This is a genomic window from Caballeronia sp. AZ1_KS37, from assembly GCF_023631165.1.
GTDB classification, from domain to species: domain Bacteria; phylum Pseudomonadota; class Gammaproteobacteria; order Burkholderiales; family Burkholderiaceae; genus Caballeronia; species Caballeronia zhejiangensis.
The window spans coordinates 38,139-64,258 of the sequence record NZ_JALQDP010000034.1 but is presented as its reverse complement, the minus strand read 5'-3'; the positions used below and the strand labels follow the sequence as shown (position 1 = coordinate 64,258).

Annotated in this window: 20 protein-coding genes; 11 read left to right on the top strand and 9 right to left on the bottom strand. The window is 64.5% G+C overall.

The window, feature by feature from the left end; translation table 11 throughout:
* Positions 1-78 precede the first annotated feature (78 nt).
* Positions 79-1,620, top strand: coding sequence for a DHA2 family efflux MFS transporter permease subunit (locus NCS00_RS20895; RefSeq protein ID WP_033536180.1), 1,542 nt, complete (start codon positions 79-81; stop codon positions 1,618-1,620).
* A gap of 83 nt (positions 1,621-1,703) precedes the next feature.
* Here NCS00_RS20895 and NCS00_RS20890 read toward each other — a convergent pair whose 3' ends face one another.
* The 3 genes from NCS00_RS20890 to NCS00_RS20880 all read right to left on the bottom strand — a co-directional run bounded on the left by NCS00_RS20890 (position 1,704) and on the right by NCS00_RS20880 (position 6,009).
* Positions 1,704-3,773 (bottom strand): putative bifunctional diguanylate cyclase/phosphodiesterase, encoded by a 2,070-nt coding sequence (locus NCS00_RS20890; RefSeq protein ID WP_008347756.1) that lies wholly within the window; start codon positions 3,771-3,773, stop codon positions 1,704-1,706.
* A 106-nt stretch (positions 3,774-3,879) separates the two neighbouring features.
* Positions 3,880-5,151 (bottom strand): cardiolipin synthase, encoded by a 1,272-nt coding sequence (gene cls / locus NCS00_RS20885; RefSeq protein ID WP_175980618.1) that lies wholly within the window; start codon positions 5,149-5,151, stop codon positions 3,880-3,882.
* A gap of 78 nt (positions 5,152-5,229) precedes the next feature.
* Complete coding sequence (locus NCS00_RS20880) at positions 5,230-6,009, bottom strand: DUF4410 domain-containing protein (protein ID WP_250440879.1); 780 nt, start codon at positions 6,007-6,009, stop codon at positions 5,230-5,232.
* A gap of 258 nt (positions 6,010-6,267) precedes the next feature.
* Between NCS00_RS20880 and NCS00_RS20875 the strand changes: the two genes are divergently transcribed.
* Entirely contained in the window at positions 6,268-7,056 is a 789-nt protein-coding gene (locus NCS00_RS20875; RefSeq protein WP_008347750.1) for an SDR family NAD(P)-dependent oxidoreductase, read from the top strand.
* Between the two features lie 5 nt (positions 7,057-7,061).
* Here the strand turns inward: NCS00_RS20875 and NCS00_RS20870 are convergent, their stop codons facing one another.
* On the bottom strand, positions 7,062-8,483 hold the full coding sequence (locus NCS00_RS20870) for a UdgX family uracil-DNA binding protein (RefSeq protein ID WP_250440878.1): 1,422 nt from the start codon (positions 8,481-8,483) through the stop codon (positions 7,062-7,064).
* A complete protein-coding gene (locus tag NCS00_RS20865; protein ID WP_250440877.1) occupies positions 8,483-9,694 on the bottom strand; it encodes a putative DNA modification/repair radical SAM protein in 1,212 nt (403 codons plus the stop codon). The genes NCS00_RS20870 and NCS00_RS20865 overlap by 1 nt, the downstream gene beginning before the upstream one ends.
* 113 nt (positions 9,695-9,807) lie before the next feature.
* On the opposite strand from NCS00_RS20865, the gene NCS00_RS20860 reads away from it, so the two are divergent.
* The 3 genes from NCS00_RS20860 to NCS00_RS20850 all read left to right on the top strand — a co-directional run bounded on the left by NCS00_RS20860 (position 9,808) and on the right by NCS00_RS20850 (position 11,065).
* On the top strand, positions 9,808-10,029 hold the full coding sequence (locus NCS00_RS20860; protein WP_008347744.1) for a hypothetical protein: 222 nt from the start codon (positions 9,808-9,810) through the stop codon (positions 10,027-10,029).
* A 107-nt stretch (positions 10,030-10,136) separates the two neighbouring features.
* Positions 10,137-10,457 (top strand): hypothetical protein, encoded by a 321-nt coding sequence (locus NCS00_RS20855; RefSeq protein ID WP_250436385.1) that lies wholly within the window; start codon positions 10,137-10,139, stop codon positions 10,455-10,457.
* 308 nt (positions 10,458-10,765) lie between these two features.
* Complete coding sequence (locus tag NCS00_RS20850) at positions 10,766-11,065, top strand: hypothetical protein (protein WP_008347741.1); 300 nt, start codon at positions 10,766-10,768, stop codon at positions 11,063-11,065.
* Between the two features lie 10 nt (positions 11,066-11,075).
* Here the strand turns inward: NCS00_RS20850 and NCS00_RS20845 are convergent, their stop codons facing one another.
* Both NCS00_RS20845 and NCS00_RS20840 read right to left on the bottom strand, forming a co-directional pair.
* Positions 11,076-12,008, bottom strand: a complete 933-nt coding sequence (locus NCS00_RS20845) for an aldose 1-epimerase (RefSeq protein ID WP_250440876.1) — start codon at positions 12,006-12,008, stop codon at positions 11,076-11,078.
* Positions 12,005-12,805 (bottom strand): phytanoyl-CoA dioxygenase family protein, encoded by an 801-nt coding sequence (locus tag NCS00_RS20840; RefSeq protein WP_008347737.1) that lies wholly within the window; start codon positions 12,803-12,805, stop codon positions 12,005-12,007. Before NCS00_RS20840 ends, NCS00_RS20845 begins: the two co-directional genes overlap by 4 nt.
* A gap of 211 nt (positions 12,806-13,016) precedes the next feature.
* Between NCS00_RS20840 and NCS00_RS20835 the strand changes: the two genes are divergently transcribed.
* The 5 genes from NCS00_RS20835 to NCS00_RS20815 all read left to right on the top strand — a co-directional run bounded on the left by NCS00_RS20835 (position 13,017) and on the right by NCS00_RS20815 (position 18,826).
* Positions 13,017-14,105, top strand: coding sequence for a LacI family DNA-binding transcriptional regulator (locus tag NCS00_RS20835; protein ID WP_008347735.1), 1,089 nt, complete (start codon positions 13,017-13,019; stop codon positions 14,103-14,105).
* A 138-nt stretch (positions 14,106-14,243) separates the two neighbouring features.
* Complete coding sequence (locus NCS00_RS20830; RefSeq protein ID WP_008347733.1) at positions 14,244-15,260, top strand: ABC transporter substrate-binding protein; 1,017 nt, start codon at positions 14,244-14,246, stop codon at positions 15,258-15,260.
* Positions 15,261-15,331: 71 nt separating this feature from the next.
* Entirely contained in the window at positions 15,332-16,894 is a 1,563-nt protein-coding gene (locus NCS00_RS20825) for a sugar ABC transporter ATP-binding protein (protein ID WP_250440875.1), read from the top strand.
* Entirely contained in the window at positions 16,884-17,864 is a 981-nt protein-coding gene (locus NCS00_RS20820; RefSeq protein ID WP_008347730.1) for an ABC transporter permease, read from the top strand. The genes NCS00_RS20825 and NCS00_RS20820 overlap by 11 nt, the downstream gene beginning before the upstream one ends.
* An 8-nt stretch (positions 17,865-17,872) precedes the next feature.
* Positions 17,873-18,826: an ABC transporter permease gene (locus tag NCS00_RS20815; RefSeq protein ID WP_033536250.1), complete on the top strand. Its 954-nt coding sequence runs from the start codon at positions 17,873-17,875 to the stop codon at positions 18,824-18,826.
* Between the two features lie 111 nt (positions 18,827-18,937).
* Here NCS00_RS20815 and NCS00_RS20810 read toward each other — a convergent pair whose 3' ends face one another.
* The gene (locus NCS00_RS20810) at positions 18,938-20,359 is read right to left on the bottom strand and encodes an MFS transporter (protein WP_250440874.1); all 1,422 of its coding nucleotides are present in this window, start codon (positions 20,357-20,359) and stop codon (positions 18,938-18,940) included.
* A 278-nt stretch (positions 20,360-20,637) separates the two neighbouring features.
* The gene (locus NCS00_RS20805; RefSeq protein WP_008347724.1) at positions 20,638-20,892 is read right to left on the bottom strand and encodes a DUF6723 family protein; all 255 of its coding nucleotides are present in this window, start codon (positions 20,890-20,892) and stop codon (positions 20,638-20,640) included.
* 294 nt (positions 20,893-21,186) lie between these two features.
* Between NCS00_RS20805 and NCS00_RS20800 the strand changes: the two genes are divergently transcribed.
* Positions 21,187-26,058, top strand: a complete 4,872-nt coding sequence (locus NCS00_RS20800) for a response regulator (protein ID WP_250440873.1) — start codon at positions 21,187-21,189, stop codon at positions 26,056-26,058.
* Positions 26,059-26,120: the final 62 nt, after the last annotated feature.

The following is a 26,120-nucleotide window of genomic DNA, read 5'->3' as shown; positions in this document are numbered from 1 at the left end:
GCGAGATCGCGGCCGCTCTATAATAAGCCTGCTTATCATCATCGTACTTACAAAAGCCGCCGCCTTGCGGCCACGTCCATGTCCCTCGAAGTCCCCACGGAACGCGCCGCAGCGCCATTGAACCGCGGCATGCTGACTGTCTCGATCATGCTCGCCACGCTGATCCAGACGCTCGACAGCACCATCGCGAACGTCGCGCTGCCGCATATGCAGGGCACGCTGTCGGCGTCGCAGGACGAAATCACCTGGGTGCTGACCTCGTATATCGTCGCCGCCGCGATCGCTACGCCGCTCACTGGCTGGCTCTCGGACCAGTTGAGCGTGAAGAAGCTGCTGTGTATTTCGATTGCGGGTTTCACCGTCGCGTCGGCGTTTTGCGGGCTGTCGGAGACGCTCACGCAGATCGTCGCGTCGCGGCTGTTGCAGGGCGTGTTCGGGGCGTCGCTCGTGCCGCTGTCGCAATCGATCCTGCTCGACATCAATCCGCGCGAGAAACAGGGCCAGGCGATGGCCGTCTGGGGCATGGGAGTGATGGTCGGTCCGATTCTCGGTCCGACGCTCGGTGGCTGGCTCACGGACAGCTACAACTGGCGCTGGGTCTTTTTCATCAACGTGCCGATCGGTGCGTTCGCGCTCTTCGGCGTAGTGACGTTTCTGCCCGCGCAGATCGCGCGCCGCGCGGTGAAGTTCGACGCGTTCGGCTTCGCGACGCTCGGCCTTGCGATCGGCGCGTTCCAGGCGATGCTCGATCGCGGCGAACAACTCGACTGGTTCGGATCGATGGAAATCCGCATCGAGGCGATTCTCGCGGCGCTGAGTTTCGTGTTCTTCATCGCGCATACGGCGACGGCCGGGTCGCGCTCGTTCTTCAAATATCAGTTGCTGAAGGACCGCAACTTCGCGACCGGAACGTGCTTCATCTTCGTGATCGGCGCGGTGATGTACGCGACGCGCGCGCTGTTGCCGCCGATGTTGCAGAACCTGATGAACTATCCGGTCGCGACGACAGGCCTCGTCACGGCGCCGAGCGGCGCGGGCACGATGATCGCGATGCTCGTCGCCGGACGCCTGCTGAAGCACATCGATGCGCGTGTCCTGCTGCTGTCGGGATTTCTGATTTCGGCGTTCGCGCTCTGGCAGATGATGCATTACACGATCGTGCTGTCGGCATCGGATATCGTTTGGCCGGGCGTGATTCAGGGCTTCGGGCTGGGACTCGTGTTCGTGCCGCTGTCGGCGCTGACGTTTTCGACGCTCACGCCCGAGTTGCGCGCGGATGGCACCGCGACTTACAGCCTGATGCGCAATATCGGCAGCAGTATCGGTATTTCGATCGTGCAGACGCTGATGACGCGCAACACGCAGGTCGCCCACGCGGACCTCGCCGCGCAAGTGACGCCGTTCAATCCGGCGATGCAGCCGATGCTGTCCGGCGGCTCGATGACGGACATGGCGATGCTCAATCAAACGATCACGCAGCAGGCTTCGATGATTGCTTATCTCAACGACTTCAAGCTGATGTTTGTCGCGACGTTGTTGGTGGTGCCGTTGCTGCTGCTGATCCGGCCGGCGAAGAAGGCCGCGGCGGAGGAGTCGGTGGCGCACGCGGCGATGGATTGAGGTTCGTGTTTGCGTCTTTTGTGTGGCTTTCCCTCGGGCTCGTTTCGTGAAATCCTGATTTCACAGGATTCCACGACCAAAAATCAAACACCGACAGCAGCCTTCTCCAGCATCCCCCCAAACGCATCCGCCGACAAAGGCATCGCCAGCAAGAACCCCTGCATCTCATCGCACATCATGTCCTGCAAGCGATCGAGCTGCGACCCGGTCTCGACGCCTTCCGCCACGACATCCATATCGAGCGAATGCGCGAGCGCAATAATCGCCGATACGATCGCGCGCCCCTCCTGCCCGTTCTCATCCAGCCCGTTCGTAAAGAACCGATCGATCTTCAACTGCTTCGCGCGAAACCGCTGCAAATACGCGAGGCTCGAATATCCGGTGCCGAAATCGTCGATTGCGATCTCGAAACCATTCTCCTGAAACGCGCGAATCATCTCGATGGTGCGCGGCGCGTCCTGCATCGCCACCGACTCGGTGATCTCGAACATGATCTGCTCGCTCTCGACGCCTTCCTCGCGCACGATCGTCATGATGTTCGCGACAAGATCCGCCTCGTGCATCTGCCGCGGCGACAGGTTGATCGCCACCTTCACCGGCGGACGCCCTTCCGCGCGCCAACGCGACATGTGCCGGCACGTTTCGCGCACGACCCAGTATCCGATCTGCACGATCTGTCCGGAACGCTCCGCGATCGGGATGAACTCGAGCGGCGTCAACGTGCCGATCTCCGGATGATCCAGCCGGATCAACGCTTCCGCGCCCGCCAGCTCGCCGCTTTTGCCTCGGAACTTCGGCTGAAACAGAAGATAGAAATGGCCGCCATTCAGCGCCTCGTGCAACGCCTGCTGAATCTGCAACGTCCGCACCGCCGCCTCGTTCATGCTCGCCTCGAAGAAGCGATACGTGCTGCGCCCGCCGCGCTTCGCTTCGTACATCGCGACGTCCGCGTGCTTGAGCAGCGATTCGACGCTGTCGCCATCCTGCGAAAAGAGCGCAATGCCGATGCTCGGCATCACCTGCAACGGATGACTCCCGACGACGAGTCCCTTTTTCATCGTATCGAGGATGCGTTCGGCCATCTTCTCGGCATCCGTCGGCGCGTGCAGGTGTTCGAGCATCACGACGAACTCGTCGCCGCCCAGACGCGCCACCGTGTCGCCGCCGCGCACGCATTCCTGCAGACGTCGCGCGAATGCCTTCAGCACTTCGTCGCCGACCGTATGGCCCAACGAGTCGTTGATCGTCTTGAAGCCATCCAGGTCCATGAAGAGAATCGCGAAACGGCTGTCGCTGTGACGCGCGTTTCGGATCGCGCGATCGATGCGCTCGTTCATCGTGCGGCGGTTCGGCAGGTCCGTGAGCGTATCGAAGGTCGCCATGCGTACGATCTGCCCGTTCAGCCGCGACACCGAACCTGCAAGCAGCGCCGTGCGCGCATCGAAGCGCGACAGCACGAGCGTGATGATCAGAATGGTCAGCGTGAATAGCACGACAGTTGTCGCGAGCCAGCGCGAGTCGATGTCGTTGGCCGCGCCGCAGATCGAGCCCGGCAGAAACTCCGCCGCCGCGTTGCCCGTGTAGTGCATGCCGGTGATCGCGAGGCCCATCACCAGCGCCGACCCGAGTCGCTTGGCGAGCACGTTCGTCTGGTTCGCATCCGAGAGCGTATGGGCGATCCACAACGCCGCCCCCGATGCGACCACCGCAATCACGATCGACGCCGCGAACAGCAGCGGATCGTACGTGATCGCGGGCTGCATCCGCATCGCGGCATCGCCCGTGTAGTGCATCGCCGCGATGCCCGCGCCCATCAAGAGACTGCTCGCGACGAGGCGCTTCATCGTCAGACGCCTGCTCGTAATGACGAGCAGCGCGAAGAACGACACGAGCACCGCGATGCCGAGCGACCCGGCGGTGATCTTCAGGTCATAGCCGAGCGGGATAGGCAATTCGAACGCGAGTACGCCGATGAAATGCATCGACCAGATGCCGATGCCCATCGACGCCGCACCGCCCGCGAGCCAGACGTGCCGCGTGCGCGACTGCGCAAGCGATGCGATGCGGCCCGAGATATCGAGCGCAGTAAAGGAAGCGAGCGTGGCGACTACGAGCGATGCCGCGACCAGCCAAAAGTTATAGGTGCCGTGCATGATTGCCGTAGACCGAGAGACCCGTTTGCGTGAGCGTCTTATCGGCTTTCGTCAGGCGATCTTTAGGCCAAGATGAGAAATATTCGCAACACGGAATGCGCGAAAGTCAAAGCTGCGGATCGAGCAGCGCGGCCACGCGCTCCAGCAGCTTCTCGGTGAGCGAACGGCGGCGCCAGTCTTCGAACGTGATGCGTTTCGCGCGGGCGACGTCGTCATCGAAAATCGCCGTTTGCTGGCGCGCGAAGTCGCGGTCGTAGATGTTCAGATTGGCTTCGTCGTTCAGCTTGAAGGAGCGGCTGTCGAAATTCGTCGAGCCGACCGACACCAGATACTCATCGACGACGATCAGCTTGCAGTGGAACATCGTCGGCTGATATTCGAACATTTCGACGCCCGCCGCGAGCAGGTCGCCCCAGCACGCGCGCGATGCCTCGCGCACCGTATGCGTGTCGATGCGCTTGCCCGGCGTGATGATGCGAACCCGCACGCCGCGCCGCGCCGCCTCGACGATCGCGTTGATCGTCAGCTTGTCCGGCACGAAGTACGCGCTCGACAAGTGGATGGAACGCGTCGCCGCGGTGATCGCCATGAGGTACATCAGCTGCATGTCGTCGCTGCCGCCGGACGGCGAGCTGCTGAACATGTGCGCGAAGCCGCCGCCCGCATCGTCGATGTCCGGAAAATAGCGCGGGCCGTGCAGCACGTTGCCCGTCGTCTTGATCCAGTTGTCCATGAACACGGCCTGCATCTGCCCGACGGCCGGGCCTTCGACGCGAAAATGCGTGTCGCGCCAGTGCTTCTCGTCCTGCGCGTGTCCGGTCCATTCCTCGGCAATGCCCACGCCGCCCGTGAAGCCGATGCGCCCGTCGATTACGAGCAGCTTGCGGTGCGTGCGGTCGTTCATGCGGCCGAGCCCGGTCCAGTGCGGCTTGTGATACTGGATCACTTCCGCGCCCGCGTCGCGCAGCATGCGCAGATAGCGCTTGTCCATCTTCGACGTGCCGACCCAGTCGAGCAGCACATGCACCGATACGCCCGCGCGAGCCTTGTCGGAGAGCGCCTGCGCGATTTGCTCGCCGATCGCGCCCGACCAGTAGATGAAGGTTTCGAAGGTGATCGTCTCTCGCGCCGCGCGAATGCCTTCGAGCATCGACGGGAAAATCTCGTCGCCGTTCACGAGCACCTCGAAGCGGTTGCCGCCGACCACGGGCGGACCGAGCAGCAAGCCCATCGAACGGAGAAACTGCGGGTCGTCGCTCGCGTACAGCCGTTCGATCCTGTGCTCGATCTTCTTTTCGCCGCTCGTCAGATTCGCGATCACCAGCACGACGACGAGCGTCACGACAACGGTCAGGACAATCAGGGCAATCGTCGGCATGCGCGGCCTCGCGAAGCGAACATTCGTCCGGATTCTAGTGCAAGCACGTTCCGGACCGCGCAACGGCCGCCGCTTCCCTTAGCTCTTCGCCGGCATCCAGCCCTGCTCCTGGCCGAGCTTGGCGATCTGCTTGGCGATGGTGTCGCCGAGGCGCTTTTCATCGGACGACACATCCGCGTGCTTCGTCTCCGACACCGCGTGCAGCCCGCCCGACACCGCGAGCGATGTCGCGACGTGCCCCGCCGCCGCGCCGACGCCCGCCATTTCCGCGACGCCCGGCGCGTGGCCGCTGTCGGCTTTCGCGTCGAATTGTTCGAGCAGTTGCGGCACGCCGTTCGCGGGCTTGAGGACGAGCTGCACCGTCGCGCCGACCTTGCTTTCGCCCGCGCCGAGGCCGATCACCATGCGGCGGCGGCGATTGCCCGCATCGATCGTATTGATGCTTCCTTCGACGACGAGCACGCTCCGATCTTGCGGCGGCGGCACGTCGGCGCGGACCGCGGGCAGACCCATCGATTGCAGTTTGGCGACGATTTCGTTCGCGACTTCCTCGCGCGCCGCGATGGCGTCTCGCGTCTGCTTCCGCGCTTGCGAATCGCCGGACATCGCCGAGCCGAGCTTCGAAATCAGGCCGTGATTGTCGAGCTTGACGTCGTTCGCGTCGCTGGCGAATGCGTAGACGTAGATCGTGTCGGGGCGCACGGCGGGCGCAGCCGCGACGGTCTGCACGTACTGCCCGTACTGATTCGATGCCTGCGCCGGATTGCTCGCGCATCCCGCAAGCAGCGCCGTGCCGACGACGAAACCGGCGAGCGCCGCGCCGCGCACTTTCTTGAACAAGTTGATCGAGCTGGACATGTTGCACCTCCTGTGTGGATTCGTGGATGCGTGACACGGCTCGGTTCTCGCTGCTGCATCTGCTTCGTTTCACGCTGGACGCAACTATGGACGATGACCGCGGCGGAAGCCATCGAGCATTTATGTCGCGGGGTTTCACGGGCGGCGAACGCTTGCCGGACGCGGCTTCAGCAACGTACTGCGCTTATGGCTAACATCCCGGAACGCGTCGTGGCGAAATCGCCGGCGCATTCCGCCAACCCAATCGAAGGAGCAGATATGGATCTCAAGATCGGCAACAAGCTCGCGCTGGTATCCGGATCGACGAAGGGCATCGGACATGCCATTGCCGTGGCGCTCGCGCGTGAAGGCGCGCGCGTGATCATCAACGGCCGTTCGCAGGCGTCTGTCGATGCGGCGCTGGCGAAACTGCGCGAACTCGTGCCCAACGCGCAGGGCGAAGGCTTCGCCGGCGACGTCTCCGACGCAGCGCAGGTCGACGCGCTCGTGAAGCGCTTTCCGCACGTCGATATTCTCGTGAACAACATGGGCATCTTCGATCCGAAGCCGTTCGAAGAGATTCCCGACGACGAATGGCTGCGCTTTTTCAACACCAACGTGATGTCGGGCGTGCGCCTGTCGCGCGCGTATCTGCCGAAGATGAAGGAGAAGAACTGGGGCCGCGTCGTGTTCATCAGCAGCGAGAGCGGCATTCAGATTCCCGTCGAGATGATTCATTACGGCGTGACCAAATCGGCGCAGATTTCGCTCGCGCGCGGCCTCGCGGAAACCTGCGCGGGCACCGGCGTGACCGTCAATTCGGTGCTGCCGGGGCCGACGAGTTCCGAAGGCGTCACCGAGTTCGTCGAGAAACTGTCGGGCGGCAAGAGCTTCGGCGAATTCGAGAAGCAGTTCTTCGAAGAAGCGCGGCCCACGTCGATTCTCAAGCGCTTCATCACGCCCGAGGAAATCGGCAGCATGGTGGCGTACGTGTGCTCGGAGCTTTCATCGGCGACGAACGGCGCGGCGTTGCGCGCGGATGGCGGCGTCGTGCGCGCGGCGTTCTGAGCGCGCTAGGCCTTCAACGACGACGCCAGCTCCAGCGCCGCAACGATAGCCGCGACGGTTTTTTCGCGCGCGGCTTCGTCGTTCTGGCGCAGCGCGTAGGACGGGTGATACGTCGCGACGACCAGCTTGTCCCGATACGGCACGACGCGCCCGACATGCGCCGAAAGCGTCGCGCGCCGTCCGAAAAGCGCGGCCAACGCGGTCGCGCCGAGCGTGACGATCACCTTCGCGCCGACGTCATGCAGTTCCTGTTCGAGCCAGTACGAACAGGCTTCGACCTCCTGCTGCGCGGGCGTCTTGTGCAGACGGCGCTTGCCGCGCGGCTCCCATTTGAAGTGCTTCACCGCATTGGTCAGATAGACGTGCTCGCGCACGACGCCGGCACGCTGCATCGCGTCCTGAAGCAGCTGCCCGGCCGGTCCGACGAACGGCTCGCCCTTCAGATCCTCCTGATCGCCGGGCTGTTCGCCGAGCAGCATGATGCGCGCATCGGACGGACCGGCGCCGTGCACTGCCTGCGTCGCGTTGCGCCACAGATCGCAGCGGCGGCAAGTATCGAGCGATGTGGGCGCGTCCCGCTCCGGCTGCGCTGCGAGCGCATCGACCTGAACCGCCTTGCCGCCGAGCGCGCCGACGTTTTGCGCCTGCGCGACGCGTCGCGCGCCGCCGCGCGCATCGCTGACGAGCTTCGGGATCAGTGCGCCTTCCGGCAGCCCTTTCCAGAAACGCACCGGCATATGCTGTTCGAGCGCGGATTCGTTCAGTCGCGCCGGATTGAAGATGCTGCGGTAGTAGGTCATCCAGAGCGCTTCGGCGGCATCCGGCAAGACCGCCGCATGATCCGACGCCAGCGCGCGGCCGCGCTCCAGTTGCAGGCGCTCGCCATCGAACATCGCGGCGCCGTCGGGCGTTGCGATGAGCCACGTCGAGCGTCCCATGCGCGCGGCGAAATGCTCCGCGCCCCACGCGAGCACGTCGTGATCCGGCTCGTACCACGCGACGAATTCCGGCGCGCCGAGCGACGCGTCGCGCTGCCGGAAGCGCACATACGCGATCATGTCGTGCTGCGCGCGGCGCACCGCCTTCGCCATCTTGTAGAGGCGCGCGCCGTCTTCATCGGCGGGCGATGCCACCGAGCGGTCGCCCTGCGCCCAGCGCCACAGCACGCGATATAAAAAGCTCCAGCGGCGCGCGTCGCGAAAATGCGCGGCGTCTTTCAGCAGCGATGCGAGTTCGCGCGACACGCGGATAGGCGGCGCATCCGCTGCCTTCGTCGCGTTCGCCGATCGCGCCGACTCGTTGAACAACGCCGGCTCCGCCTGAGCCGTACGCCAGTCGATCGATTCGGGCGGGAGCTTTTGCGCGAGCGCATCGAGCGCGGCGACGCGCCAGGCGTCGAATTCGTCGTCGATGGCGATGACGTGCATCAGATCAGCGAGAGCTGCACCGGGCCGGTCGCGAGCGCGCGCCGCAGACTGTCCGAAGGCGCTTCGTCGAGCGGCGGCCGGTAATCCGCCGTGACGACGAACGGCTTCACCTTGTCCATGCCGCAGCGCAGCCGCACGAGATCGTGATAGCGCACGCGCCGCTCGCGCCGCAACTCCACGATGCGCTTCGCGTTGCGCATGCCGATGCCCGGCACGCGCGCGATCATGCGCGCGGGCGCGGCGTTCAGATCGACGGGAAAGCGCTCGCGATGCGCAAGCGCCCACGCGAGTTTCGGATCGACATCGAGCGGAAGGTTGCCGGCATCGCCGAGCAGTTCGGCGGCGGCGAAACCGTAGCCGCGCATCAGAAAATCCGCCTGATACAGCCGATGCTCGCGCAAGAGCGGCGGCGCTTTCGACGGCACGCCCGAGGGGCTGTCAGGAATCGGGCTGAACGCCGAGTAATACACGCGCTTTAGCTGATAAGAGCCGTACAGCGTTTCGGCGGTGCCGAGGATCGTGCGGTCGTCGGTTTCATCGGCGCCGACGATCATCTGCGTGCTCTGCCCCGCCGGCGCGAACTTCGGCGCGCGCGGCTCCGCTTCCGATTCCTCGCGCGCGACGCGGATGTTGCCCATCGCCAGCTTGATCGTGCGGCCGCTCTTTTCCGGCGCGAGCCGCTCGAGGCTGATTTCCGTCGGCAATTCGATGTTCACGCTCAGACGGTCGGCATAGCGTCCCGCTTGCGCGATGAGTTCTGGATCGGCATCGGGAATCGTCTTCAGATGGATGTAGCCGCGAAATCCGTGCTGCTCACGCAGCAATTTCGCGACGAGAACGAGCTGCTCCATCGTGTAGTTCGACGAACGAATCACTCCGGAACTGAGAAACAACCCGTCGATGTAATTGCGACGGTAGAAATCCAGCGTGAGCGTAACGACTTCTTCCGGCGTGAAGCGCGCACGCGGCACGTTACTGGACCGGCGATTGATGCAGTACCGGCAGTCGTACAGACAAAAGTTCGTCAGCAAAATCTTGAGCAGCGAGACGCAGCGCCCGTCGGGCGTGAAGCTGTGGCAGATGCCGGAGCCGGTGCTCGCGCCGAGGCCATCGATGCCGCGCGACTCGCGTTTGGGCGCGCCGCCGCTCGCACACGACGCGTCATATTTGGCGGCGTCGGCGAGAATTTCGAGCTTTTCGGAGAGATCCATCTTGATTATGGTACTGTATGTTTATACAGTACCTCACGAGAGGCGCGGAGTCAAAGGTAATCACGGCATCGCACGCTTCGCGCCTGCCCTCGCAATCTCTTTCGGAGCCTTTCATGCGATTCGACTACAAGACGTTTCACATCGACTGCACCGCCCATCACGACGAAGACGGCAGCTACTACGCGCACGCACGCATCACGCGTCCGGCGGACGAGCGCACCGCGCATGCGGAAGTATTCGAATCGGGCGAGCTGGATGCGTTCGCGAGCGAGTCGGATGCGGTCCATTGCGCGCGGGCGTGGGCCATCGAGTGGTGTGACGAGGCGACCGCATGACAATTCGATTTCTTCCCGCGGCACGGTGATTGCGCAATGTAATCGGCGACGCCGCAGCTTTGCGCAAGGCGGCGCGCATCGAGATCGTTGATCAACGGGAGGAAACCATGAAGAACGCCAAGAGAAGTTTGATTGTGTCGGCCATGATTCTGGGCTTGTCGGGCGCGGCATTCGCGCAAGGCGCGGGCGGCGGTGCCGGCGGCGGCGGCGCGGGTGGCGCAGGCGCGGGTGGCGGCACGGCGGGCGGCAACGGGGCCGGTCAGGGCGGCACCGGAATGGGCACGCCGAACAGCAACGGTGTAACCGGCTCGACGTCGGGCGCATCGGGCTCGAACACGATGGATTCGTCCAAGGGCAGCAGCAAGATGCACAAGAAGGGCAGCTCGGGATCGAACATGTCGGGCGGCACCTCCGGCAAGTCGGAATAAACGTATTGAGTTTCCACGTTTCGGCGCGCCCGGACTTTCGCAAGTCCGGGCGCGTTTTTCGTGCTTCTTCTTTAAACCCGCACGCCTATCCCCACCAAGGTATCCCTGCCAGATAGGGATTTCTCGCGCCTTCCCATCGCCGTAAGGTAATCCCCGAGCGCCATTCGTCGCGCCCGGTGCGTCGTCATTTGTCGCGTCGGACGAAGCGAGCCCGCGCTCGATCCATTCATCCGTCCATCGGCAAAGCGGCAAGGAGTCCGAGACTCGCGTTCCCGGCTGCTTGTGCATTCGTTTCAAGGAGCTGGAACATGAAGGCAAAGATCAACCCGAAATTTCTCGCGATGATGGCAGCATGCGCGGTCGTGTCAGGAATCGGTGTCGCGCACGCGCAAGGCATGCCCGCCGATGCGCAGCAACTCGTCCAGACGATGCGCCCGATGTACATGTCGCAGGCCATGCCCGATGAATCTCAGACGCAAACCGCCGCGACGCCGCAACAAGCCTCCGGCGGCGACTCCGCGTACGGCGGCATGAAGCCCGCCTCCGCGAGCGGACATCGCGATAGCGACTGCAGCCCGGCGAACTGCAACGTTTTCTTCGGTCAGTAGGCGCGACGCCTTATTCCGTGTGAGTCGTCCAGGCGAATGTCGCGCTGACCGACTCGCCCGGTTCCAGCACCGCGCCGCCCTTCGCGGCGCGGTCGACATCGAGATTGACCCAGTCCGCCACGTTGCTCACCGGTTCAACGCAGAGCAAATCGGGATGCGACTTCGGTGCATACACCACCAGGGCATCGAACGGCGCTTGCGCGCTGAGCGTGACCGCGCGGCGTTCGTCGGGCCACGCGATCGTCGCCGTGCGCGACCAACCGGCGAAGTTGTTGTCGAGATCGAAGGCATCGGCGGACATGCCTTCTTGCGACGCCATCGCATCGACGCACGGATGCGCGCCCGCATGCGTGGGCAGCAGATCGGGCGTGCTGTGCCACATCGACGCGACGCGTGCGTGAACGCGCGTATTGCGCGTGCGCGGATAGTACGGGTGATGTCCCATGCCGAACGGCATCGGCCGATCGGACAGGTTGCGCGCGGAGAGCGTCACGCTTAGCGTGTGGTCATCGAGCGCGATGTCCTGCGTCGCCTCGTATGCGAACGGCCAGTGACGCGCGGCATCGCGCGAGGGTTCGTGCAAAAATTGCAGACGCGCGCGGGCGTCCGACACATCGCCGACACGCCACGGCAAGCGCCACGCGTTGCCGTGCAGCGCGTGCGCAAAGGCGTTGCCGTCGCCGGAAAGATCGATGAGCGCACCGTCGAACACGAAGCGCGCATCGCGGATGCGATTGCAGTACGGCAGGAGCGGAAAGCTCGCCATGCCGAGCGGATCGCGTGCGGCCAGCGCGGCGGGCGTCGCGGGACGCAACCAGTCGATCGTACGTCCGTCGCGCGTTTCGTCGAAGGCCGCGATCGATCCGCCCACGTGCGGCGCAAGCAGCACGCGCCGCGCGCCATGACGCAGTTCGACGAGCGGATCGGACGGCGCGGCGCTCAATATGCAAACTGCCGATAGCTTTCGTCGAAGGTGCGCGCCGTCGTTTCCACCTGAGGATTGAAGCGCAGCAGCCGCCGCGCGCGCGGAGGCAACGCGGCGAAGACGTCGCGCGGCACGTCGATATGCACCTCGGGCCGGAAATACCACGCGCGGCTGTAGCCGATCACGACCATCGGACGCGGCTCGCCGATGAGATTCGGCGTACCGCGATGCAGGCCGCGCACATCGCGAATCATCACGTCGCCGACTTTCATCGGCACGCGCTCGGCGGGGAAGCGCCCTGCTTCGAGACCGGCCAGCGCCTCATCGCGCGACATGCGATGCGTGCCACGCGTCGTTTCGAGCGGACCGTTGCGGTCATCGACATCGACGAGCGGGAAATTCACCGCTAGCTGAAACGAAGGCGTTTCCGGCGCATCGTCGAAGAGCGGCGGCGTATCGCGATGCCAGTCCTGGAACTCGGAGCCGAGCACCGGGGTGTCGGTGGCGAGCTGGCACATCACCGGATCGCGCCCGGCCACGCGTTCGACGATCCCGACGATGTCTTCATCGCAAAAGACCGACGGGTCCGCGAACTCGCCTTCGAACGGCAGCGTGACGTAATAGCGGCCCGGTCCGCGATTGCCGCTCGCCGACGCCTCGCGCGCTGCATCGACGTGCGGTTGCAGAAGCGGCGCGAACGCATCGCGCCATGCGTCGATCGTCGCGCGCGGGAAATGATCGCGCAGCAGGACGAAGCCGTCTCGTTCGAACGCTTCGGCGAGCGCGTCTCGCGCGCTCTCGTCGTACTTGCCCATGCACTTTCTCCTCGTTGCGAGTGCGAAAACAGAATCGCATGCGTGTAATCCGCTCGTCAATATTATTAGTAATAACCAGTGAAAACCCTGAGCAGAAATGACCAATAAAAACGTGCTTTCCGCGTCGTTCATCACTAATATTAGTGGCAAGTTTCTCCGGCCCGCGAGACAGGTTTCGCGCAGAGTTCAGCCGCCCGGCGCGGCACGCACAATGAAAAAATCCACGCAACGCCGCCCGACGATGACCGACATCGCGAAGCTCACCGGAGTCTCGCAATCGACGGTCTCGCTCGTGCTGAACAACGCAAGCGGCGCGAAGTTCTCCGACACCACGCGCGACAAGGTGCTGCGCGCCGCGCAAGATCTCGGCTATCGCATGACGCAGCGCGAACCGGTCGCCGCGCTCGATAGCCAGCGCGAGCGCAATCTGATCGTCTATCTCGCCGACGAAATTTCGACGAGCCCGCATCCGGTCGTGAGCATCGACGGCGCGCGGGACGCGGCCTTCGCCAACGGGCGCATGCTGGCCGTCTATTCGACGCACGGCAATGCGGAGATCGAGGCGCGCGTGCTCGACGCGACGCTCGGCAATCCGAACGTGCTCGGCGTGATCTACGCGACGGTCTATACCCGCCGCGTCACGCTGCCGGCCGTGCTCGCCAAGGTGCCGACCGTGCTGCTCAACTGCTACACGAGCGATGCGAGCGTGTCTTCGGTGGTGCCGGCGGAAGTCGCGGGCGGGCACACCGCGACGGATCATCTGCTGGCCGCGGGGCACAAGCGCATTGGCTATATCAACGGCGAGCCGTGGCAGGACGCGGCGCGCGATCGTCTGAAGGGCTATCGGACCGCGCTCGCCACAGCCGATCTGCCGTTCGCGCCGGAACTGGTGCGCGAAGGCGACTGGAGTCCCGACACCGGCTTCGAACAGACGCTTTCGCTCATGCGCGAGCCGAATCCGCCGACCGCGATCTTTTGCGCGAACGACCTGATGGCGCTCGGCGCGATCGAGGCGTTGAAGCAACTCGGACTGCGCGTGCCCGACGATGTATCCGTGCTCGGCTACGACGATCAGGAAATCGCGCGGCATACGCATCCGCCGCTTTCGACCGTCGTGCTGCCGAACTATGAGCTAGGGCGCTGGGCGGTCGAGACGCTGCTGCAGGAAGAAGAGAACCGGGCCGCGGGCGCGCCCGTTCGGCGTCGCACCGTGAAGCTGGACGGACCGCTGATCGAGCGCGGCTCCGTCGCGGAAAACACCGAGGCGAAACAGTTGGCCATTAATAATATTAGCGATTGATCGTTAATGAAATGCGCTGAAGCAATCGCCGCATTCGCACGGAACGCAGTACGCAGTTTCACTCTCGCAGCAGGCAGACCGGGCAACACCAAGCATCGGCGTCATTAGAAAAAGCCTAACCATTCAATGGAGGAAGACATGCTGTCATTAGATAAGAAATCGCGCCTGGGCCTGCGCCCGCTCGCTGCCGCACTGACCGCCCTGACCGCACTCACGCTCGCGGCCGGCTTCACCGCCGCCCACGCCGCCGACGACGGCCTGCCGAAGATCCCGAACAAGAAGCCGTTGAAGGTCGGCTTTGCGCAGACCGAGAGCAATAATCCGTGGCGTCTCGCGGAGACGAAGAGCTTCAAGGACATCGCGGCGAAATGCGGCTGGCAGATGGTCATGACCGACGCCAACAGTTCCGCGGCGAAGCAGGTCTCGGACATCCAGAGCATGATCGCGCAGCACGTCGATCTGCTCGTCTTCCCGCCGCGCGAGGAAAAGCCGCTCGTGCCGGTCGTGATGCAGGCGAAGAAAGCCGGCATTCCCGTGATTCTGGTCGACCGCAACATCGATCAGTCGATGGCGAAGGCGGGCAAGGACTACATCACGTTCATCGGCTCGGACTTCATCGATCAGGGTCAGCGCGCCGCCGACTGGCTCGTGAAGGCGACCAACGGCAAGGCGACCATCATCGAGCTGGAAGGCTCGACGGGCGCGTCCGCCGCGAACGATCGCAAGAAAGGCTTCGACGATGTCATCGCGAAGAATCCCGGCATGAAGATCGTTGCGTCGCAAAGCGGCGACTTCGCGCGCGACAAGGGCCGTCAGGTGATGGAGACGCTCTTGCAGGCGCATCCCGACGTGACCGCGGTCTACGCGCACAACGACGAAATGGCGCTCGGCGCGATCGCGGCGATCAAGGCGGCGGGCAAGCAGCCGGGCAAGGATATCGTTCTCGTGACGATCGACGGCACCAAGGGCGGCCTCGAAGCGATCAAGGCGGGCGAGCTCGGTGCGAGCGTGCAATCCAGCCCGTTCTTCGGACCGCTCGCATGCGACGTCGCGCAGAAGTACGCGAAGGGCGAAACGGTGCCGCCGTGGGTGAAGGTCTCGGATCGCTTCTACGACAAGAGCAACGTCGACGCAAGCATGCAGTACGGGTACTGAGCGAAGTGTGTGTGTGACTTGCGGGCGTCTGATCGGAGGCGCTCGCTTTTTCATTTCGACGGATATCACGCATGGCTCAGACTCCCCTTCTCGACATGCAGGACATCGATATCGCGTTCGGCGGCGTCGCTGCGTTGAAGCGCGCGCGCCTGACCGTCGCAGCGGGCGAAGTGCACGCGCTCATCGGCCAGAACGGCGCGGGCAAGTCCACGCTCATCAAGATTCTCACGGGCGCGTATCGCAAGAGCGCGGGCACGATTCGCTTCGATGGCCGCGAAGTCGATTTCCGCACGCCGAAGGAAGCGCGCGAAGCGAGCATCAGCACGATCTATCAGGAGATCAATCTCGTGCCTTTCCGCTCCGTCGCGGAAAACATCTTTCTCGGGCGCGAGCCGCGCCGTTTCGGTCTCATCGACTGGAAGATAGTGCAACGGCGTGCGAGCGAATTGCTCGAATCGTTCGGATTGCGTATCGATGTAAAGAAGCCCGTGCGCGACTATTCCACCGCGATTCAGCAGATGGTCGCGCTCGCGCGCGCGGTGTCGTCGGATGCGAAGATGGTCATCATGGATGAATCGACGTCCTCGCTCGACGAGCGCGAAGTCGAGCTGCTCTTCACCGTCGTGCGCCGCTTGCGCGACGACGGGCGCGCGGTCATCTTCGTCTCGCATCGGCTCGATGAACTCTATGCGTTGTGCGATCGCGTCACGGTGATGCGCGACGGCCAGACCGTCGCCGAAAACACGATGCAGCAGATGGACAAGCTGAAGCTCGTCACGACGATGCTCGGCCGCACGCTCGCCGCCGTCGTGCATGAAGACAGCGCGGTGAAGGAAGCGAATCTCGCGAAGCGCGGTCCGGTCGCGCTCGCGGCGCAAGGGCTCGCGGCGGGCGCGAAGGTCACGGACGTATCGCTCGATGTTCACGCGGGCGAAGCGGTCGGCCTCGCGGGCCTGCTCGGCTCGGGCCGCACGGAAACGATGCGCCTGCTCTTCGGCGCGGATCGCCCGGCGAAAGGAACGCTCGATATAAACGGCGAGCCAGCATCGTTCAAATCGCCGAAAGATGCGATCGCGCGCGGCGTCGCGTATCTGACGGAAGATCGCAAGGCCGAAGGCATCGTGCCGGAGCTTTCCGTGCGCGACAACCTCACGCTCGTCTGCCTGCCTGCGCTGACGAAACGCGGCGTCGTCGATGTCGCGAAGCAGCGCGAGATCGTCGATGGCTTCATCGAATCGCTCGGCATCAAGCTACGCTCGCCCGATCAGCCGATACGCGAACTTTCCGGCGGCAATCAGCAGAAGGTGCTGCTCGCGCGCTGGCTCGCGACGCACCCTCGCCTCTTGCTGCTCGACGAGCCCACGCGCGGCATCGACGTGGGCGCGAAAGCCGACGTCGCGAAGATCGTGCGCGAATTGCGCGATGCCGGCATGGCGGTGCTGCTGTCCGCATCGGAACTGGAAGAACTCACGGCAGTGGCGGATCGCGCAGTCGTGATCCGCGACGGCGAAACGGTCGCGCAACTAGACGGCGCGCAGATGAACGAGGCGTCGATCATGGATGCGATCGCGTATGGCGCGGGCGCGGAGTCGACGCTCGCCGAGGCGGTAGAGGAAGCGAAACATGATCGATGATACGCAACGGGCCGCGCCGATCGTGCAGGCATCGGCAAAGAAGAAGCGTGGCGTGGCGATTCAGCGCGAAGTCGCCGTGCTGCTCGCGATGATCGTCTTCAATCTGATCTTCACGCAGCACTTCGTTTCGCTGCAGACGTTCAACGTGAATCTCACGCAAGTGGTGACGATCGTGATCGTCGGCATCGGCATGACGCTCGTCGTCGCGACGGGCGGCATCGACCTGTCCGTGGGCGCGTCGATGGCGATAGCCGGTGCGCTCGCGCCGATGCTCTTCATGAACATCGACGGGCCGCTCGGCATCGTGCTTGCGTTCACGCTGCCGATCGTCGCCGCCGCGTTATGCGGCGTCTTCAACGGCTTTCTCGTGACGCGACTGAACGTGCAGCCGATCGTCGCGACGCTCGTGCTCTTCATCGCGGGCCGCGGCATCGCGCAAGTCGTCACCGATGGGAGCCTTCAGGCGTTCACGAATCCCGCGTTTCAATGGATCGCGCTCGGCAAGATCGCGGGCGTGCCGTTCCAGATTCTCCTGATGCTCGTGCTCGTCGCACTCTTTACGTGGATCGTGCGCAAGACGCTGTTCGGCAAGTTCCTGCTCGTGACGGGCGGCAATGAGGACGCCGCGTATCTCTCGGGCATTCCGACCGCGCGCGTGAAGATGATCGCGTACACCGTATGCGCGGCGCTCGCCGGGCTAGCCGGGCTGATTTCGATCTCGGTGAATTCGTCGTCGGATGCGAATGTCGTCGGTCTCGGCGTGGAGCTCGATGCGATCGCGGCGGTCGCGGTCGGCGGCACCGCGTTGACGGGCGGCAAGGCGTATATCACGGGCACGCTGATCGGCGCGCTCATCATCCAGTTGCTGCGTTATACGCTGCTCGCGCACGGCATTCCGGATGCCGCCGCGCTGGTGCTGAAGGCCGCGATCATCATCGTCGCGGTGTACGTGCAACGCAAGCGAGGTTGAACGTCGACATGAAAAAGAACTTGCCGATTCTCATCGCGCTCGCGGCGCTGCTCGTGCTCGGCGTCATGCGTTACGAACATTTCGCGGACGCGTACAACATCACGTCGTTCTGGCGATACAACTCGATGTTCCTGCTGATCTCGATCGGCATGGCGTTCGTCATCATCACGGGCGGCATCGATCTGTCCGTCGGCGCGGTGGCCGCGCTCGCGAGCGTGGTGTCGGCGCTGGCGAGCCCGCATGGCGGGCTGGCCGCGGTGCTTTCCGGCTCGCTCGCAGGCCTCGCGGTGGGCGTGCTCAACGGGCTCGTCATCACGCATATGCGGATCCTGCCGTTCATCGTCACGCTCGCGACGAGTCTCGGCGCGCATGGGCTTGCGTTGCTGCTCGGGCATAACGACGCGGTCGGCATTTCATCGGATTCGAACTTCGCCGCATTCGGTCAGGGCGATCTGTTCGGCTTGCCGATACCGGGCATCGTGTCGGCGCTGACCGCGTTTGCCGGATGGATCGCGCTGCGCAGTTCGCGCTTCGGGCGGCATGCGCTCGCCATCGGCGGAAGTGAGGAAGCGTCGCGGCTGATGGGCTTGAACGTGGACCGCACGCTCGTCATGGTGTATGCGCTGAGCGGCTTGCTTGCGGGCATCGCCGGTGCGATTCTGGCCGCGCAGTTCGGCGCCGGACAGCCGAATGAAGGCGTCGGATGGGAGCTGTTCGCGATTTCCGCGGTCGTCCTCGGTGGCACGCGACTGACCGGCGGCGATGGGTCCATCGCGATGACCGTCGCGGGCGTCGCGTTGCTCGGGCTCGTGTTCAATCTGCTCAACTTCGAGAACGGGCTCGGGTTCATTTCGCTTTCCGCCTACTGGCAGTCCGTGATTCGCGGTGCGTTTCTACTGCTCGTGATCTTGCTGCAGGCGCGGGTTTTGAGTGGGAACAATAAGGTGAAAGTGGCGCACTGAGGTTTGCTTTCTCTACGGTGGATTTCGCCGGATCCCGTTTTGCTTTCGGCTTATTAGCGTTGCCCCTGTGCTAATAGTCCAACGCGAAAACGGGATCCGGCGAAAAAAACATCAAGCATGCCGATGCTCGGGCAACACGTCATGCGCCATATCGTCCCGCTGCGTCCCGGCACCAGCACCAGTCCCGGCCCCAGGAATCCCCCGCCCGCGCAGCGAACACCCGACCGTCTCGGTAACGAACACCAACGCAACCGCGCCAACCGCACAAGCCCCCATCATGTAATACGCCGGCACCAGCGTGCTACCTGTGCGTCCGATCAGCCAATCGGTGACCATCGGCGCGGTGCCGCCGAAGATCGACGTCGACACGTTATAGGCGATCGCCATCCCCGCATACCGCGCCTGCGTCGGGAACATCGCGGGAAACATCGCGGATATGCTCGCGAGTTGCGGCACATACAGCAGCCCCAGCACCGCAAGCCCGATCAGCGCGCCGGCAATGCCATGGGTCATCAGCGAGAACATCGGCACGGCCGCGACGAAGATGCCGACGAGCGAAAGCCACCACACCTTCTTGCGTCCGATACGATCCGACAGCGCGCCCGCGAACGGCAGCAGCACCATCATCGACAGCATGCCGATGAGCGGCAGCAGCAGCGAGAGGTTGTCGCTCATGCCGAGCTCCTTCTTCATGAACGTCGGCATATAGGCGAGCAGCACGTAGTTCACGACGTTGAGCGCCACGACGAGCCCGCCGAGCTGCAAGAGCGGCTTCCAGTAGCTCGCGAACAGTTCGCCCAACGACACACCCGCCTGATGCTCTCGCTCCGCCGCTTCGGCGCATTCGCGAAACACCGGCGTGTCCTCCATCTTCGAGCGCAGATACAGTCCGATGAGACCGAGCGGCGCCGCGACGAGAAACGGCAGGCGCCATCCCCACGCGTGCATCGCGTCGTTGCCGAGCAGCACCGAGCAGCCGAGCATCAGGAACGCGCCGAGCGAAAAGCCCGCGAGCGTGCCGAATTCGAGAAAGCTGCCGCAAAAGCCGCGCTTGTGATCGGGCGCGTATTCGGCCATGAACGTGGCCGCGCCACCATACTCGCCGCCCGTCGAGAAGCCCTGGATCATGCGCAACGCGACGAGCGCCACGGGCGCCCATATGCCGATGCTTCCATATGAAGGCAGCAAGCCGACGAGCAGCGTCGCCATCGACATGATGACGATGGTCAGCGCGAGCACATGCTTGCGGCCGAGACGATCGCCGAGCGGTCCCCAGAAGAGGCCGCCGAGCGGACGCACGAGAAACGAAATCGCGAACGTGGCGAGGGCGAAGAGCGTGGCTTGCGCGGTGCTGCCGGGAAAGAGCGCGGCCGAAATGTAGGTCAGGCCGTAGCTGTAGATGCCGTAGTCGAACCACTCGGTCGCATTGCCTATTGCCGAGGCGGCCATGGCGCGTCGAATCGGCGCGCGCGAGGGCGTCTCATCGGGCGCCGCGTGTTGACCCTGCCTCGTGGATGGTTGCACGTCACTCATAGTCGTCTTCCGGATGCGTCATGGACCCGGTGCTGCGCTCGAGTTCGCGCGCCATGCACCGCCTTGAGATCAAGATACAGACGCATGCCGCTTGCCTGGCATGTCCTAGGACGATGACGGCGCTGGGGTTTTCCCGAGCGCGCGGGCCATTCTTGCCGATCGTCTGTGGACTCGCCGGGGCTTCTTACCGCGCGGCTCGCAGCCTCGACGCGCTCACGGGGATGAGACGTTCCGCCTGCGTCGAAAGCGCATGTCATAGGACAATGCGCGAGCGCGGATCATGGCTCGGGATTGGCGAGATCCGCGGCGACGATGCGGTGGCCGAGCGCTTCGGCCGCCCGCCGCGCGTCCTCGCTCGATTCGAACGGGCCGATGGTCTCGCAGCCATCGAACGGATAGAGCACGCGCTTGTCGCGCTTTCTCACGACCTTCAACGTGCCGATGTGCAGGCCCGTCGCATTCACCACATACGACGCGTAGATATCGAAGTCTTCGTGCGCGCCTGCGCCTGATGTCGAGGGGGCTTTAGGCATCGGTCTGGACATGGTTTCGCTTGATGTGATGCTGGCGCCTGACGGTCACGCGCACGTTATCGATTTGAGCGACACGTCCAGCAAATCCCGTGCCGCACTGTCCCGAACGCCTTGCAGGACGGGGCTGACGCGCGTGCGGCCATTGCAAGAAAATGGGTTTTCCGTGCGAGAATCCGGTATCGTTCGCACCCGCGTCCGGAAGCGCACATGAACGATTCGAACCCTACGACGGGCAGCGTCCCTGACAAACCTGCATCGCCCCATCGAGAGGCCGGGCGAGGAGATCAAGCGTCGATGAAAGCCGAAAACCTGATCGCGGATACGAGGATGAACGGGCTCGACCCGAGCTTCCTCCTGGGCGGCGGCGAAATGGGCGCGCTCATCCGCGGTTTCGACTGGACGCAGACCGCGCTCGGCTCGCCCGAAAACTGGCCGCAAAGTCTCAAGACGGCCATCCGCATCATGCTGACGTCGCGCCAGCCGATCTGGGTCGGCTGGGGGTCGGACCTGCTTTTCTTCTACAACGACGCGTACAAGTCGATCATCGGCGGCAAGCATCCGCATGCGCTCGGCCAGCCGACCTCGGTCGTGTGGCGCGAAATCTGGAACGATATCGGCCCGCTGCTCGACACGGCGCTCGCGGGCATCGAAGGGACATTCGTCGAACAGAAGCTCCTCATCATGGAGCGCAACGGCTTTCCCGAGGAAACGTATTACACGTTCTCCTATAGCCCGATTCCCGATGACCGCGGCGGCGCGGGCGGCATCATCTGCGCGAACAGCGACGACACGCAGCGCGTCCTCGGCGAACGTCAACTTAACGTGCTGCGCGAGCTGGCCGCATCGGCGGCGGATGCGCGCTCGTGGCGCGAGGCATGCGAACTGTCGATGAACGCGCTCGCAGGCGCATCGCGCGACATGCCCTTCGCGCTGCTCTACATCGCCGAGCCGGGCGGCGACATGGCGACGCTCGCCGGCGCGTGCGGCATCGCGCCGGGCCATGCGGCCGCGCCCGCAACGCTGCATGCGTCGCACGCGGAGCTGTGGCCGTTTCAAAGCGTGCTGCGCGACGGCCAGGCGCGCGTGGTGACGAACCTCGAACGCCTCGTCGATGCGCCGTTGCCGACCGGCGCGTGGAACGTCGCGCCTTCGAGCGCGGTGCTCGCGCCCATCGCGCCTTCGGGCGAGACGGGCCGCGCGGGCGTGCTGATCGCGGCGTTGAACCCCTACCGGCTTTTCGACGACGCCTATCGCGCGTTCATGAATCTGGTCGCGGGCCAGATCGGCGCGGCGATCGGCTATGCGCACGCGTACGAGGAAGAGCGCCGCCGCGCCGAAGCGCTCGCCGAAATCGACCGCGCGAAAACCACGTTCTTCTCCAACATCAGCCACGAGTTCAGGACACCGCTCACGCTGATGCTCGGTCCGCTCGAAGAACTTCTGGCCAGTCCCGGACGCGTAGGCCGCGAGGATTTGCGGCTCGTCGAGATCATGCATCGCAATGGCCTGCGGCTCCTGAAGCTCGTCAACGCGCTGCTGGATTTCTCGCGCATCGAGGCCGGGCGCATCGAGATGCATCGTCAGCCGACCGATATCGCCGTATTCACCGCCGAGCTCGCGTCGCTGTTTCGCTCGGCGATCGAAACGGCCGGCCTGCGCCTCGAGATCGATATCGCGCAGGCGCCGGTGATCGCGGACATCGACCGCGACATGTGGGAAAAGATCGTGATGAACCTGCTGTCGAACGCGTTCAAGTTCACGTTCGATGGCGCCATCCGCATCTCGCTGCACGCGAACGCCGATCGCAGCATCGAAATGAGCGTGCGCGATACCGGCATCGGCATTCCCGAAGACGAGCTCACGCGCGTGTTCGAGCGCTTCCATCGCGTGACGGGCGCGGCGGGCCGCTCGGTGGAAGGCAGCGGCATCGGCCTTGCGATGGTGCACGAGCTCGTCAAGCTGCACGGCGGCATGATCCGCGTGCAAAGCACGCTCGGCGAAGGCGCGTGCTTCACCGTCACGCTGCCCTCGTCGCGCGAATCGGCGTTCGATGCGCAAGCCGCGCCCCATGCCGAAGCGAGCATCCGCGCGCGCTCGTATGTCGATGCCGCCATGCGCTGGATGCCGGACGGAGAGCCGCCGGTCGTCGAAAGCGAGGAAGACGCGCCGCTCGGCGCGGACGCGGCCGACGACCCGGCGCTCGCCAATGCGTTGCCGGGCCGCGTGCTGATCGTCGACGACAACGCCGATCTGCGCGACTACATGCGCCGCATGCTGATCGCGGCGGGCCACGACGTGAACGTCGCCGCCGACGGCGAAGCCGCGCTCGCGATCGCGCGCGACGTGCGACCGGAAGTCATCGTCTCCGACGTGATGATGCCGCGCCTCGACGGCTTCGCGCTCGTGCGCGCGCTGCGCGAAGACGAAGCGCTGCGCGAAACGCCTGTCGTGCTGCTCTCGGCGCGCGCGGGCGAGGAAGCGCGCGTCGACGGCCTCGAAGCGGGCGCGGACGACTATCTGACCAAGCCCTTTTCCGCACGCGAACTGCTCGCGCGCGTGGCGAGCAATCTGCGGCTCGCGCGGCTGCGTCGCGCGACCGAACAGAAGCTGCGCGACGAATCGCGCACGCTGGAGATTCTCAATCGCGTCGGCACGGCGGTCGCGGGCGAACTCGATCTGAGCCGCGCGGTGCAGGTCGTCGTCGATGCCGCGACGGAGCTGACCGGCGCCGCCTTCGGCTCGTTCTTCTACAACGTGCTCGACGACAAGGGCGGCAGCTACACGCTCTACACCCTGTCGGGCGTGCCGAAGGATACGTTCGCCAAATTTCCGATGCCGCGCAACACGGCCGTATTCGGTCCGACGTTCGCGGGCGAAGGCATCGTGCGCTCGGACGACATCACGAAAGATCCGCGCTATGGACACAACGCGCCGCATCACGGCATGCCGAAGGGCCATCTCGCCGTGTGCAGCTATCTCGCCGCGCCGGTCCTCTCGCGCACGGGCGAAGTGCTCGGCGGGCTGTTCTTCGGGCATCCCGAGCCGGGCGTCTTCACGGAGCGCTCGGAGCGCATTCTGACGGGCATCGCGTCGCAAGCGGCGATCGCCATCGACAATGCACGGCTCTTTCAGGCCGCGCAGGACGAGATCGCCCAGCGCACGAAGGCGCAGGACGCGCTGCGCGATCTGAACGAAACGCTGGAACGCCGCGTCGCGGATGCCGTCGCGGATCGCGATCGTTTGTGGGAGTTGAGCGAAGATCTGTTCTTCGTCGCGAGCTTCGAGGGCGCGCTGCTGCGCGTGAGTCCTTCATGGACGACGGTGCTCGGCTTCGACTCGCAGCGCCTGCATTCGCACACGGTGATGGACCTCCTTCATCCCGACGACGCGCCCGCCGCCGCCGAGGAACTCGGCAAGCTGCGCGCGAACGGCTTGCCGGTGCGCTACGAATGCCGGATGAACCGTTCGGACGGCGGCTGGCGCTGGATCGCGTGGACCGTATCGCTCGATCCGGCCACGCGGCGCATTCATGGCGTGGGCCGCGACGTCACATCCGACCGCGAAACCGCCGACGCGCTGCGCCACGCCGAAGAAGCGCTGCGCATGGCGCAAAAGATGGAAGCCATCGGCAAGCTGACGGGCGGCGTCGCGCACGACTTCAACAATCTGCTGCAGGTGATCGGCGGCAATCTGCAATTGCTCGCGAAAGACGTCGCCGGACAGGACAAGCCCGAGCAGCGCGTGCGAAGCGCGCTCGCGGGCGTCGCGCGCGGCGCGAATCTCGCGTCGCAATTGCTCGCGTTCGGCCGACGCCAGCCGCTCGCGCCGAAGGTCGTGAATCTGGGCCGCTTCGTGCGCGGCCTCGACGACATGTTCCGCCGTGCGCTCGGCGATGGCATCGAGATCGAAACCATCGTGTCGGGCGGATTGTGGAATACGCTCGTCGATCCATTCCAGGTCGAGAACGCGCTGCTCAATCTCGCGATCAACGCACGCGACGCGATGAACGGTCACGGCAAGCTCACGATCGAAGCCGGCAATGCATCGCTCGACGAAACCTACGCGATGCGCAACGCCGACGTCGCGCCCGGCCAGTACGTGATGGTCGCCGTGACCGACACCGGTTCGGGCATGTCGCCCGAAGTGCAGGAACGCGCGTTCGAACCGTTCTTCACGACCAAGCGCGAAGGACAAGGCACGGGCCTCGGCCTTTCGATGGTGTACGGCTTCGTCAAGCAGTCCGGCGGCCACGTGAAGGTGTACAGCGAGCAAGGGCACGGTACGACGGTGCGTATCTATCTGCCGCGCGCGCGCGAGGAAGAGGATATCGAAACGACCATCGATGCCGGTCCGGCCAAGGGCGGCAGCGAGACCATTCTCGTCGTCGAGGACGATGAGGAAGTGCGCGCGACCGTCGTCGAGATGCTCGCGGATCTCGGCTATCGCGTATTGCGGGCAAAGGACGCGCAGAGCGCGCTGGCGATCGTCGAAAGCGGCGTGCCCGTCGATCTGCTCTTCACCGATGTCGTGATGCCCGGCCCGCTGCGCAGCAACGAAATGGCGCGCAAGGCGCGTGAACGCGTGCCGGGTATCGCGGTGCTGTTCACGTCGGGCTATACGGACAACGCGATCGTGCATGCGGGGCGGCTCGACGAAGGCATCGATCTGCTGAGCAAGCCTTATACGCATGAGGCTTTGGCGCGCAAGGTGCGGCAGGTTCTGGGACAACGCATGAGGGCATCGGCGGGCGCGCCTGCCAGCGCCGATGTCAGCGTGCCGAGCGTCGCGCAAAACGATGCGCTCTCGCGAATGCGCGTGCTGTTCGTCGAAGACAACGAACTCGTGCGCGATAGCACCGCCGAATTGCTGCGCACCTTCGGGCTGGATCTGACGGAAGCGGGCAGCGTCGATGAAGCGCTGGCGCTCATGCGCGAGCATCGCTTCGAATTGCTGCTGACGGATGTGGATCTTGCCGGGCAGTCCGGCGTGGAACTGGCTATCGCGGCGTGCCGCAAAACGCCGGGACTGGGCGTCGTGTTCGTGACGGGCTACGACCTCGCGCTCAGCGAGGACGAGCGTCGCGCATTGCCGAAGTCGATTCAGTTGAAGAAGCCATTCGATCCGCTGGCGTTGCTCAATGCGCTGAATGCGGCGGTGGCGCGGTAGGGGCTTGTCACATCACGCGATCATCGAACTCCGATGCATCGCCCGTCGTCGCCGTGAATGCG